Genomic DNA, 12,456 nt, shown 5'->3' with positions numbered 1-12,456 from the left:
TTTATATGACGGATGGTCTACACAATTGCCGTGCCATCTCCCTATAACGCTATTAGCCCAGGAGAAATCCGTTGCTTGCGGCCTATGCAGGGAGTTAGCGATGTCCCAACCACGTTTTATTTCGCTGAGCCGGCAGCTACTGCTGCCGGTTCTGTTGGTAGGTCTGGCCGTGCTGCTGACGGTGATGGCCATCCTGATTCATCTGCGCGAACAGACCGTTGCCGCGGCCGGCCTCAACACCGCCAAGTCCACCGCCCACCAGATTGCCACACTGCGCAATTTCTACACCGCAGAAATTGCCGCCCGCGCCAAGAAGGCCGGGATGAAGCTCAACTACGATTTCGCCACCGCCGACAATACCCTGCCCTTGCCCGCCACGCTGGTCAAAACCCTGGGCGAGGCAGTCGGGCGCGATCAACCCGGCATGTCGATCCGGCTCTATAGCCGCCATCCCTTCCCGGTGCGGGCCGCCACCGAGAAATACGACAGCTTCGAGCTGCGCGTCATCGGCGAGCTGGAGAAAAACCCCGACCAGCCGCAATCACTGCTCGAAACGATCAACGGCAAACCCTACGCCCGCTATGCCGTGGCCGACCGGATGAAGGAAGGCTGTGTCGCCTGCCACAACAGCCATCCCGAATCGCCCAAGCGCGATTGGAAGGTGGGCGATGTGCGCGGCGTGATCGAAGTGACGGTGCCGGTCGAGGAAGTCACCAGCCATATCGACCGGGGCATTCTGAGCCTGGCCCTGTCGATCGTGGCGGGCTTTTGCCTGATCGGTGCGGTGGCAGTGGTGGTCAGCCGCCGGATGGCACGGTCGGTGCGCCTCTTGGGCGACCGGGTGGTGCAGGTGGAGCGCGACGGCGACTTTACCGTCCGGGTGACGGCCGAACGCAATGACGAAGTCGGCCGTATCGTCACGGCGTTCAATTCGCTGATCGGGCACTGCCAGCACATCATCGCCGAGATCCGGCGCGACGCGAGCGATCTGTTTGACGAGGCCAAACGGCTTGCCGATGCCTCCGAACAGGTCAGCGACGCGACCCAGCAGCAAAGCGAACGGGCCGCCTCGACCGCGGCGGCCCTGGAGCAGATGTCAGCAAGCATCGCCCATGTCGCGGGCCGCGCCGGCGCGGCGGCCGGCTTGTCGGACACCACCGTGGCACTGTCGCGCGAAGGCAGTGAAGTGGCCCATCAGACCGCCGAATCGCTCAACCGGGCCAGCGGGACGGTGGAAACCATGGCCGGCCTGATCCAGAGCCTCGATCAGCGCTCGACCCAGATCAGCGGCGTTGCCCAGTCGATCCGTGCCATTGCCGAACAGACCAATCTGCTCGCCCTCAACGCCGCCATCGAAGCCGCCCGCGCCGGCGAAGCCGGACGTGGCTTTGCCGTGGTGGCCGACGAGGTGCGCAAGCTCGCTGAACGCACCAGCCAGGCCACCGAAGAGATCAGCCAGACCATCGGGGTGATCCAGCGCGAAATCAGCAATGCGGTGGCCAGCATGCAAGACAGCCGCAACGCGGTACGCGGCAGCGTCGAGCTGGCCGAACGGGCGGCGACGGCGCTGGCGACGATTGGCCGATCGGCCCAGGAAGCCCGCCAGCACATCGGCGAAATCGCCATCGCCACCAGCGAGCAGGATCAGGCCAGCAATGCCGTGGCCGGCAATATGGAGCAGATTTCCCGCATGGCCGACAACAACGCCCATGCGATCTCCAGTACCGCCGATGCCGCCGACCGTGTGCGCGCCCTGGCCGAGCAGTTGCAGCGCTCGGTGGCACGATTCCAGGTGTGATAGCGCGGGAGAGACCAAACCGTCCGCCTCTCCCTGAGCGTCCCACGATGACGATGCGCCCCAAGGCCGGGGACCAGCCGGCAGTCGTGCGGTTCAACCCATCCGCCCTCGTTTCGGCAGCACGCTGACGCCCCATGCGTCCGCGTGCTGCCTCGGAGGTCCGTTGGCTTCTGTTGTGGGCGCGCTGTTCGGGCCATTGGGATGGATACTCTGTCTGAACCACAGCCCGCAACAGACTACTATTTTTATTTTTTAATAAATCAAGCACCTTCTCTAGCACATTATTTGCACAATTATTTAATTATCAGTCAGACACCAGGCAGAACCGCCTATAGCCCCATTTCCGCCCACCGCCTCGCTCTCCACGCCGACTGGCAACCGTTGCTGTCCACTTCCCGGCTGCTTGCCCGGCGTCGAGGATTGCACCATGCTGGGTGCCCTTTCCCTGATCGCTCGTCCCATGACTTCGCAACGTCTGCACGGTGCCCTGTTGATCCTGCTGTCCTCGGCCTGTTTTGGCGTGATGCCGCTGTTCGGTCGACTGGCCTACGATGCTGGCGCCAATACCCAGGCCATCTTGCTGGGTCGTTTTCTGATTGCCGCCACGGGACTGGCAGCGCTGATGGGCTGGCGGCGGACGACGTGGCCGCGTGGCCGGTTGTTGCTGGGCTTGCTGGCGATGGGGATGCTTGGTTATGCCGGACAGGCGTTCTGCTATTTCACCGCGTTGCGCTATGCCTCAGCCTCGCTGACAGCCTTGTTGCTCTATACCTATCCCGTGCTGGTGACCTTGATTGCCGCCTTCTGGCTCAACGAGCGGCTGACGCGGCGCAAGATCGTGTCCTTGCTGCTGGCCACCTTAGGGCTGGGACTGACCGTGGGTGATGCGCTGTCCGGTTCCTGGCAAGGGGTGGCTTTTGGCCTGACGGCGGCGCTGATCTATTCGATCTATATCGCCGTGGGTAGCCGGCTCACGCCGCAAGCCGGGGCTGTGGCCAGTGCGGCCGTGGTGATGGCGGGAGGCGCTTTGATGTTTGCTCTGGCGGCACCGTTTTCGCCGCCGATCTGGCCGAGCGGGCTGAGCGGCTGGCTGGCGGTAGCGGCAATCGGCCTGCTTTGCAGCGTGGTTGCCGCCCTGACCTTCTTTGCCGGGCTGAGCCGGGTCGGTGCCGGTGAAGCGGCCATGCTGTCCACCTTCGAGCCGGTGGTGACGGTGGCGCTCGCTGCTGCGCTGCTGGGCGAGCGGATGAGTCCGACGCAATGGCTCGGTGGCGCTGTTATCATTGCCGCCGTTCTGCTGCTCGCACGGGCGCCCGGCCCGACCCTGCCCGAATAGGGCCGGTGCCGCCGCCCTTCCTCGACCATTCCGACCGAGGTCAAGCCATGGCTTACCAGACCGAACCGCCATTTCGTCACGATCAGACTGCCCGCACTGCCATTTTGCTGATCAACCTGGGCACACCAGCCGCCCCGACCGCTGCGGCGGTGCGGCCTTATCTGCGCCAGTTCCTGTCCGACCCGCGCGTGATCGAGATTCCCCGTCCGCTATGGCTGCCGATTCTGTACGGCGCCATTCTGACGACCCGACCGGCCAAATCGGCCGCCAAATACGCCACCATCTGGGGCCGCGACGGCTCGCCGCTGGCGGTCTATACCCGCAATCAAGCCAAGCTGCTGCAAGGCTATCTGGGCGACCGTTTCAAACAGCCGATCCGGGTGGACTACGCCATGCGCTACGGCGAACCCAATATCGCCGCCCGCATCATGGCGCTCAAGTCCGAAGGCTGCGAGCGGCTGCTGGTGCTGCCGCTCTATCCGCAATACGCCGGATCGAGCACGGGCAGCGCAATGGACGCCGTCTATGCCGCGATGCAGACGCTGCGCAATCCGCCCGAGCTGCGTCTGATCAAGCATTTCCACGACCATCCGGCCTATATCGAAGCGCTGGCGCGGCGGATCGAAACCCACTGGCAGCGCAACCGCCAGGGCGACCATCTGCTGATGAGCTTTCATGGCGTGCCGCGCTTCACCCTTAGCAAAGGTGATCCCTACCACTGCGAATGCCACAAGACCGCCCGTCTGCTGGCCGAACGGCTGGGCCTGCCGACCACTCGCTATAGCGTGGCCTTCCAATCGCGCTTTGGCCGGGCCGAATGGCTCAAGCCCTATACCAGCGCCGTGCTGGCCGAACTGGGCAAGCAGAAGGTCGGCAAGCTCGATGTGGTGTGCCCGGGCTTTATCTCGGACTGCCTGGAAACCCTCGAAGAAATCGCCATCGAGGGCAAGGCCGATTTTCTGCGCCATGGCGGTGGCGACTATCGCTATATCCCGGCACTCAATGCCGAACCCGATGCCATCTCCGCCCTGGCCTCGGTGATCGTGCCGCATCTGGGTGGCTGGCTCGATCCGAACTGGAACGCCGACGCCGATGCCAAGCTCAGCCGGGAGCGGGCCAATCGGGCCAAGCAGATGGGGGCATCGCAATAGGATTTCTTTTTATATTTATAATTTCCCAAATCCAGCTATCTGCCTTGCAGATTACTTGCATAAAAATTTATCTTTACGGCAACATCGAGCAGTCCGGACCAACTGTCTGACCGGAGGCAGCAGAGAAAGCCGACCGGCTTGGAAAGCCGGCCGGCATTCACTAGATTGTCGAGCACATCTGGTGGTTTGCCGCGTCATGGCCTCTGCGCGGCCCGGCTGATAAAAAAACCGCTGCCGTAGCGATAACGCCGTTGTACGTCCGACCATGTTCCGCAATAAGATGTCGCCCACCCAAACGGCCGGCCCGCGTTGCCGAGCCGAAGTCGGACACACAACAAAGGGGAGATAACGATGAAGCTGTTTCTAGCCGAGGACGACGCCGTACTGAGCGACGCCCTGATCGCCAGCCTGATGCGTTCGGGCTATACCGTGGACCATCGCGCCGACGGCTTCGAGGCCGAAGCGATGCTGACGCGCAACGACTACGATGCGGTGATTCTCGATCTGGGCCTGCCGGGCCAGGATGGCCTGACGGTGCTGCGGCGGGTCCGTGCCGCCAAACCGGGTCTGCCTATCCTGATCCTGACTGCGCTCGATGGCATCGACGACCGGGTAGCCGGGCTCGATGCCGGTGCTGACGACTATCTGGCCAAGCCGTTCGAGTTCGTCGAACTCGAAGCGCGGCTCAAGGCGCTGTTGCGCCGCAGCCGCGCCCTGCCGCCCGACCAGCCCAGCCTTGGCCGTCTGCGGCTCGATCGTGGCGGCCAGCGGGCCTGGGCGGGCGATACGCCGCTCGAATTGTCGGCGCGCGAGCTGGCGGTGCTCGATATCCTGCTCAGTCAGCGCGACCGCGTCGTCACCAAGGAACAGATCGCCGCCGAGATCGGCGGCGAAGACCTGGGGGCCAATGCCATCGAGGTCTATGTCCACCGTATCCGCAAGAAGATCGAGCCGTCCGGCGTCAATATCCGCACCCTGCGTGGCCTGGGCTATCTGATCGAAAAGCAGGCGACCGAACACTGAAACCCGATCGTTCCCGTACGCGGCGCGGGCTGTCCCTCAAGCGCCAGTTGCTGATCTGGCTGCTGCTGCCGCAACTGGTGCTGTTGCTGGCGGCAGCCGCCGCCAGCTATTACATCGCGCTGCGCTACACCAATGTGGCCATCGACCAGAGCCTGGCCCAGTCGAGCCGGGCGCTGGCGCGCCAGGTCAAGCCGTTTGGCGATGGCCTGTTCATCGACTTTCCGCGGGCGGCGCGCGAAATCCTCGAAGAAGACCCGAACGACCGCCTCTACTACATGGTGAGCACGCCGCCCGGGCAGTTCATCCTGGGCGACAACCGCATGCCACCGCCGCCCGAGCCGCTGCGCCGCGACGACGGCACGCCGCATTTCTACGATGGTTATCTGGCCGGCCAGGCGGTGCGGGTGGCAGCACTGCAACTGCGGATCGGCACGCCCGAAAGGCGCCAGACCATGCTGGTCCAGGTCGCCAAGAGCACCGTGGCCCGCACCCAGCTCGCCCGCGAGATCCTGACCGTGATGCTGACCCCGCTGGCCCTGCTGCTGCTGGCCACCAGCCTGATCGTCCGCGCCGGCATCGGCCGTGGTCTGGCGCCATTGCAAGGGCTGCGCAATCAGGTGGAGAACCGTTCGCCACGCGATCTGACCCCGATCGAAGTCGAAAACGCGCCGACCGAAGTCCGCTCGCTGGCGGCAGCGCTCAATACGCTGCTCGGTGAAGTCAAACAGCAGGTCGCCAGCCATAAGCGGTTTATCGCCGACGCGGCCCATCAGCTACGCACGCCGCTGGCTGGCCTGAAATCCCAGACCGAACTGGCACTGCGCGAAATCGACGAGGCAGTGGCCGATCCGGCAGCGCTGCGGCAGCGGCTGGCCCGGCTGGAAGCCAGCGCCGATCGCGGTATCCGGCTGGTCAACCAATTGCTGGCACTGGCCCGGGCCGAGCCTGACGCGCCGCTGGCGCGGGCACCGCTCGATCTGGCGCGGCTGCTGCGCGATCTGGGGCGCGAAGCGGTGCCGAGGGCGCTGGCCCGTCAGCTCGATCTGGCCGTCGATGGCGCCGAAACGCCGGTAATGGTGGTGGGACACGAAGGACTGTTGCGCGAGCTGTTTGCCAATCTGATCGACAATGCCATCGCCTATACCCCGGGCGGCGGTGAAGTGGTGGTAAGACTCGAAGGTGGCCCCCATCCGACGGTCGAAGTGCGCGACACCGGCCCCGGCATCCCCGCAGAAGAGCTGGAGCGGGTGTTCGAGCGCTTCTACCGGGGCGCGGCACAAGCCAATGCCCGTGGCTGCGGCCTGGGTCTACCGATCGCGCGCGAAATCGCCCGCCGCCATCAGGCCACGGTCGAGCTTGAACGCAATCAGCCGCATGGGCTGGTCGCCCGGGTCAGGTTTACAGGCGATGACATGGCTTGAGACGCTGAGTCCGGCCAATCTGCCCCCTCCACTTGCGCCGACCACTCGCCCTAACGAGATGGGGCGAGCAGTTGCGGACGCGCAGTGTCCAGGCTCAACAGGAATCCGCACGAACTCCCGTTCCAAGGCCGATCGGCCTTACTGCCACAGCCGCACCACAGCCAGCGGCCCACGTTCATCGCTGGTGCTGCCGGCCAGATAGAAGCGCCCGCTGCCGTCGCTCACCAACACACGGGCTTCGTCGCTGCCCGGAGACAGGGCCAATACCCGACTTCCGCGCGACCCGAAATCAACGTCGAGCCGGCCGTCGGCTGCAAAGCGTGCCGCCAACATATCGCGGCCGCTGGAAGTCGAGATGGCATAGCCGCCGACCAGGATTTTGCCATCCGGCTGAATCAGCACCCCGCTCAGCCCTTCACCTTCGTCCCCCAGTTCGGCCCGGACCCAGCCGTTGTCGCCAAAGCCCGCATCGGGCCGGCCATCGGGCAGCAGTCGCAGCAGCAGCAGGTCCGATTGCAAGGCATCGCTCCACTCGCCTGCGACCACGATCTTGCCGTCGCCTTGCAAAGCGACCGCCCGGCCCTTGCCGCGCATGGCATTGCGGGAGAACAGGGCAATGCCCTGCTGACCGAAAGCGGGATCGGGCCGGCCGTCGGCCTCGAAGCGGGCGATGGCCAGCTTTTCACCGATCCAGCCCACCGCGACCAGCCGGCCATCGGGCTGACGCAGCATGGCCGTGGCGGAACTCGGGTCGTACCCGACCCGTGCGCTCTCTGCTGCAAAAGGCGCGGTGCGGCCATTCTGGCCAAAGCCGTTATCGAGCGTGCCGCCTTCATTCAGGCGCCATAGTTGGAAATAGCCGTTGTAGTCACCGCCAGAGCCGGCCAGCACCAGTTGCCGACCAAGCGGCAGTGCAGCGGCTGGCGTGCCGGGCCAGTAGGCCGAACGACTGGTCAGATGGCGGTCATCCCAGGCGGCGGACCAGCCCTGCGGGGCGATATAGCGCGGCCGGTTGCGGTTATTGAGCGTGCCCACGCCGTGCAACTCACCCTCGAAGTGCCATAGCGCTTCGATCGAGGTATGGCTGTCCGGTTGGGTCAGCGTACCCGGGACATAGATTGGCGTAGCCGCCAGCACTGGCCTTCCCTGCTGGTCGTAGCGCGCCAGGGCCGCGCGGGAAAAGCCCTGACCGCTGCCGATCCGGGTTTCGCCACCGGCCACGACCGTGCCGTCGGGGCCAAGCGCCAAGGCCTTCCAGGCTCCGTTGCGGGAAGTGCTCAGACCAAGGCGAACTCCACTGTCACCGCCCCAGGCCGGGTCGATATGACCATCGGCCAGCAGCCGCAGATTGCTGAAGCGGAAACGGTCACTTCCCGCCAGCAGCAGGCGGCCCTGACCATCGATAGCGAGTCGGACGGGCTCGTTCTCCAGCAGACCATCTCGCTCCCAGCCCAGCAGCGGCTGGCGCATGGCATAGCTGCCGTCGCGCTCGCCCTGCGGGCCGAGCCGGACCACGCCTACCCGGTCGCCCTGGCCGCCACCGCGTCGGCGGACTAGCGCCACCACCCGGCCATCGGCCTGGGGCAGCAGCGCATCGACCAGATGGGTATAAGCGCGGTGGGTGTCGTTGAGGGTGAACAGCTGCCAGCCCGACGCCGTATCGAGGCGGCCTTGCCCATCGACCCGGACCAGCCAGGCCCGCCCCGTCCGCTCACCAGCCGGGCCGCCGCCCAGCAGCAGACGACCTTCGTCTTGCGCCACGATGGCGGAAATCCTGGCGCCGCTTTCCGGCGATTCTCCCGCCAGCGCCAACACGCCTGCGTGGCCAAATCCGGCATCGGGCGAGCCATCGAGCTCGAAGCGCAGCAGACGGGCCGGACCATTGGCCTCGTTCACCCCGACCAGCAGCCGACCGGCGCTATCGAAGGCGGCAAGCGGATCCATCACTTCCTGACCGAAATCCACCCGCTGCAAGCCGAGCCGGGAGTCGGCGACACCGTTGACGTCGAGCCGGGCCACCAGACCGATCAGCCGGCCGGGCGCCGCGGCATCACGGCCGCGTCCGACCAGGGCAGTCGTCCCATCGGAAGCTTGGGCGATGGCCGTCCATTGTCCCTGGACACGCCAACTCACCCCCCCACCTTCGCCAAAACCGCTATCGAGCCGGCCCTCGGCCGTCAGACGCAGCACCTGCGGCTGACCATTGCCGTTTGCGCCTGCCAGCACGATGCGGCCATCGGGCAAAACCGCAGCGCTGCCCAGTTGGCGCAGCGGCTGCGCTGGCTGCGTGACATCCAGACGCCCCTGTTCCCCCCAGCTCGTATCGACCCGCCCATCGACCATCTGGCGCAGCAGCAACAGCCGCTCGCCACTCTGCACCACGCTGAGCAGGCGGCCATCGGGCAGCACCCGGATAGCCAGCGTCCGGTCGATGGCACTGACCGTCTGGTCATACACCACGCCATTGACGCCAAAACCGCTATCGACACTGCCAGGACTGCTGGGCGGACGGCCACTGCCGGGGTCGATTTCAACCGAGGTGTCGTTGCCGCCGCCATCACAAGCCAGCAGCAGCAGGGCCGCCGCCACCGCGCCAGCCAGCGCCGCACCGCGACGCGGGGAGAGGGAGAAAGCCATGGGCAGGAGGTCTCCACGAGATCAATAGAGCGTGCGCAATCGAAGTCTGCGACACAGAAGAAGCCGACTATTGTCCCGTCGGTCCGGGACGACGGGAACCGTAATAATGACCGCCAGCCGGCTGCACAGCCTCGGCAGCGTCCCCAAACACGGCTCGCCGGCCTGGGCGGGACGCGACCGGCAGGGCTTCGTTCGACGGCTGAGGGCTTCTACCGTGTGGTGTATTCGGACGCCGTGTATTCGGACGCCGAGTGTTCGGACGCCGAGTGTTCGGACGCCGTGTCCTCGCTCTCGTCTTCCACCACCCAGATCCTTACCCGATACGGCCCATGGGCACCCAGGGTAATGGTCTGTTCGATATCGCCGGTACGCGACGGCCCGGACACCAGATTGACCGCTCGCGGCGGCTCACCACGTTCGCTGCGTAGCAGGGCAAATGCCTGCTCCAGCGTGGTCACGATCCGGCTGGCCGGTACCACGGCCAGATGGGTTTCCGGCAACAGACTGGTGACCGCAGCCGTAGCGGGCCCCGACAGCAGCATCAAGGTGCCGGTCTCTGCCAAGGCAGCGAAACAGCCGGTCAGACCGACCAGATCGTCGCCACGCGCCGGGCGCGCTTCCACTTCGACGCCGGCCGCCGCCCAGTCCAGCCCGGCCCATTGCGGCCAGCAGACCAGCCGACGCGGCAATTGGTGACTGTCGAGGTAAGCGGCCACTGCTGCCGGCAAGCCCGCCAGCGACGCCAGCCGCTCGACACTCGAATCGAGCGCTCTGGCCCGTTCGATAAAACGCTCGACGGGGTCGGCGTCGAGCAGACCCGCTGGCAGTGGCGAAGCCACTGTGGCGACCGCCGCAGCAGTCCGGCCCTGGCGTAAGCGGTTCAGAATAGTGTCGCGGCTACTCATCGGCGGCTCTCTTGGCACGGTATTGCGCCTGGAATGTATTGCCCTCGGGCGCGGGAAAAGTGCGGCCCCGGGTCCAGCCGCCCGGCAACCAGTCGATCTGCCCCTGATCGCCCAGCAGCCGTAACAGCGCCGCCGCCTGCCGGGTCGCCAGACGATACAGTCGCGGCCGCCGCGCCAACCAGCCCCAGCCGGCGAATCCCAGCTTTTGCAGCCATGGCTGGCGGCCACTGGCAGCTTGTTTTTCGCGCAAAGTGCGCAGCATGTCGGGCAGCGGAATGCGCACCGGGCAAGCCACTTCGCACTGCCCACACAGGGTTGCGGCATGGGGCAGATCGGGCGCAGCGTCCAGGCCGCGCAGACCCGGTGTCAGCACCGAGCCCATCGGTCCGGGATAAACCCAGCCATAGGGATGGCCGCCAATCGCCTGATACACCGGGCAATGATTCATACAGGCGCCGCAACGGATACAGCGCAGCATCGGCCGCAACGCCGGGTCGGCCCACAGCCCGGAGCGGCCGTTGTCGAGCAGCACCACATGCATGGCTTCCGGCCCCTCATCGGTACCAGGGTCGCGTGGGCCGGTCAGCAGCGAGACATAATTGCTGATCGGCTGTCCGGTGGCCGAGCGGGTCAGCAATCGCACCAGGGTGGCTGCGTCGTCGAGTGTCGGCACCACTTTTTCAATGCCGGTGATGGCGATATGGACCCGCGGCAAGGTGGTGCACAGCCGGCCATTTCCCTCATTGGTCACCAGCATGATCGAGCCAGTCTCGGCAATCAGGAAATTGGCACCGGAAATGCCCAGATCGGCTTCAAGAAAACGCGGCCGCAAGGTCTCGCGCGCCTCGCGGCATAGCCCGGCAATATCGTCACGCCAGCCTGGTTCACGCTGTGGGCGGTCATGGTGGTGCTCGAACAGCTCAGCCACCTCTTCCCGATTCTTGTGGATGATCGGCGCGACGATATGCGAGGGCCGCTCCTGGGCCAGTTGCAGCACATATTCGCCAAGGTCGGTCTCTATCGTCTCGACCCCGGCCGCCGCCAGCGCGGCGTTGAGTTCGATTTCCTCGCTGACCATCGATTTCGATTTCACCGCCGTCCGCACCCCGGCTTCACGGGCAATTTGGCTGACGATCCGATTGGCCTCCGCCGCATCGGCTGCCCAATGCACTTGCACACCACGCGCCTGCGCCGCCGCTTCAAACCGTTCGAGCCAGCCGGCCAGATCGGCCAGCACCCGCTCGCGGATCGCTTCCCCGGCCAGCCGCAACGCTTCAAAGTCGCCAAACTCGGCCGCCGCCCGGGCGCGGCCTTGCACGAACTTGATCGGAATCCGTGCCAGGGAACGCTGTAAGTCCGGATTGGCCAGACTCGCTGCCACCCCTTGGCGGAAATCGTGCTGAGCGCCGCTCATCGCCGCGTCCTCCCTGCCAGCACCTCGGCAATATGGAACACCGGTGTATCGCGGCCCTGCTGGCGTAATCGACCTTCCAGATGAAGCAGGCAGCCAAGATCGCCCCCGACCAGCGCATCGGCGCCGCTTGCCGCCAACGCGGCGCATTTGCGGTCGGCAATGGCGCAGGAAAGGTCGGGGAATTTGGCGGAGAAGGTGCCACCGAAGCCGCAGCACTGCTCGGCTTCGACCATCTCGGTGAGCTTGGCGCCAGCCACGGCACGCAGCAGTTGGCGCGGCTGTTCCTTGATGGCGAGATCGCGCAGGCCGGAACAAGAGTCGTGATAGGCAAACGCACCCGGGCAGGCTGCCTTGGGCGTGTAATGGAGAACATTGACGAGAAAATCGGTCAGCTCGTAGACGCGGCGGCAGAAATCCTCGAGCCCAGCCGGCGCGTCCGAATCGTCCGCGCCCTTCAGCGTGTCCGAACCAAAACTGGAGCCGGAGCCGGAGAACAGGGCAGGATAGTGGCGTTTCATCATCGAGGCGCACGAGCCCGATGGCAGCACCACATAGTCGCAGTCGGCAAAGGCTTCGATGGCCTGCCGGGCCAGCGCCCGGGCCAGTTCGCGCTCGCCACTGTTGTAGGCGGGCTGCCCACAGCAGGTCTGTTCCGGCACCACCACCTCGCAGCCGGCCGATTCAAGCAGTTGCAAAGCCGACCAGCCCACGCTGGGGCGAACCAGATCGACAAGACAGGTGACATAGAGGCCGACACGCATGGATTGAGGC

9 protein-coding genes are annotated in these 12,456 nt (G+C 65.5%); 5 read left to right on the top strand and 4 right to left on the bottom strand.

Annotation, left to right across the window (positions count from 1 at the left end; all coding sequences use genetic code 11):
• Positions 1-100 precede the first annotated feature (100 nt).
• From ACFOW7_RS16800 to ACFOW7_RS16780, 5 genes are all read left to right on the top strand, one after another.
• Positions 101-1,798, top strand: coding sequence for a methyl-accepting chemotaxis protein (locus tag ACFOW7_RS16800; RefSeq protein WP_378166434.1), 1,698 nt, complete (start codon positions 101-103; stop codon positions 1,796-1,798).
• A 427-nt stretch (positions 1,799-2,225) separates the two neighbouring features.
• Positions 2,226-3,134, top strand: coding sequence for a DMT family transporter (locus tag ACFOW7_RS16795; RefSeq protein ID WP_378166432.1), 909 nt, complete (start codon positions 2,226-2,228; stop codon positions 3,132-3,134).
• Positions 3,135-3,181: 47 nt separating this feature from the next.
• The gene (hemH, locus tag ACFOW7_RS16790; RefSeq protein WP_378166430.1) at positions 3,182-4,285 is read left to right on the top strand and encodes a ferrochelatase; all 1,104 of its coding nucleotides are present in this window, start codon (positions 3,182-3,184) and stop codon (positions 4,283-4,285) included.
• A gap of 351 nt (positions 4,286-4,636) precedes the next feature.
• Positions 4,637-5,308, top strand: a complete 672-nt coding sequence (locus ACFOW7_RS16785) for a response regulator transcription factor (protein WP_378166428.1) — start codon at positions 4,637-4,639, stop codon at positions 5,306-5,308.
• Positions 5,309-5,355: 47 nt separating this feature from the next.
• The gene (locus tag ACFOW7_RS16780) at positions 5,356-6,729 is read left to right on the top strand and encodes a sensor histidine kinase (protein WP_378166425.1); all 1,374 of its coding nucleotides are present in this window, start codon (positions 5,356-5,358) and stop codon (positions 6,727-6,729) included.
• 138 nt (positions 6,730-6,867) lie between these two features.
• On the opposite strand, the gene ACFOW7_RS16775 is transcribed toward ACFOW7_RS16780, so the two are convergent.
• From ACFOW7_RS16775 to ACFOW7_RS16760, 4 genes are all read right to left on the bottom strand, one after another.
• On the bottom strand, positions 6,868-9,366 hold the full coding sequence (locus tag ACFOW7_RS16775) for a hypothetical protein (protein WP_378166423.1): 2,499 nt from the start codon (positions 9,364-9,366) through the stop codon (positions 6,868-6,870).
• A gap of 209 nt (positions 9,367-9,575) precedes the next feature.
• A complete protein-coding gene (locus ACFOW7_RS16770) occupies positions 9,576-10,271 on the bottom strand; it encodes a LutC/YkgG family protein (RefSeq protein WP_378166421.1) in 696 nt (231 codons plus the stop codon).
• A complete protein-coding gene (locus tag ACFOW7_RS16765; RefSeq protein WP_378166419.1) occupies positions 10,264-11,685 on the bottom strand; it encodes a LutB/LldF family L-lactate oxidation iron-sulfur protein in 1,422 nt (473 codons plus the stop codon). Before ACFOW7_RS16765 ends, ACFOW7_RS16770 begins: the two co-directional genes overlap by 8 nt.
• Positions 11,682-12,446, bottom strand: a complete 765-nt coding sequence (locus ACFOW7_RS16760; protein ID WP_378166416.1) for a (Fe-S)-binding protein — start codon at positions 12,444-12,446, stop codon at positions 11,682-11,684. The genes ACFOW7_RS16765 and ACFOW7_RS16760 overlap by 4 nt, the downstream gene beginning before the upstream one ends.
• Between the last annotated feature and the right edge of the window lie 10 nt (positions 12,447-12,456).

Origin of the sequence: Chitinimonas lacunae, assembly GCF_042650885.1 — a bacterium.
In the GTDB taxonomy this organism is placed as follows: domain Bacteria; phylum Pseudomonadota; class Gammaproteobacteria; order Burkholderiales; family Chitinimonadaceae; genus Chitinimonas_A; species Chitinimonas_A lacunae.
The sequence above is the reverse complement of the archived record's forward strand: the minus strand, read 5'-3'. Positions and strand labels throughout refer to the sequence as shown.

Coding starts and splice junctions, on each gene's coding strand:
- ACFOW7_RS16800 (WP_378166434.1), top strand. CDS start 101: ATGTCCCAACCACGTTTTATTTCGCTGAGCCGGCAGCTACTGCTGCCG.
- ACFOW7_RS16795 (WP_378166432.1), top strand. CDS start 2,226: ATGCTGGGTGCCCTTTCCCTGATCGCTCGTCCCATGACTTCGCAACGT.
- hemH (WP_378166430.1), top strand. CDS start 3,182: ATGGCTTACCAGACCGAACCGCCATTTCGTCACGATCAGACTGCCCGC.
- ACFOW7_RS16785 (WP_378166428.1), top strand. CDS start 4,637: ATGAAGCTGTTTCTAGCCGAGGACGACGCCGTACTGAGCGACGCCCTG.
- ACFOW7_RS16775 (WP_378166423.1), bottom strand. CDS start 9,366: ATGGCTTTCTCCCTCTCCCCGCGTCGCGGTGCGGCGCTGGCTGGCGCG.
- ACFOW7_RS16770 (WP_378166421.1), bottom strand. CDS start 10,271: ATGAGTAGCCGCGACACTATTCTGAACCGCTTACGCCAGGGCCGGACT.
- ACFOW7_RS16765 (WP_378166419.1), bottom strand. CDS start 11,685: ATGAGCGGCGCTCAGCACGATTTCCGCCAAGGGGTGGCAGCGAGTCTG.
- ACFOW7_RS16760 (WP_378166416.1), bottom strand. CDS start 12,446: ATGCGTGTCGGCCTCTATGTCACCTGTCTTGTCGATCTGGTTCGCCCC.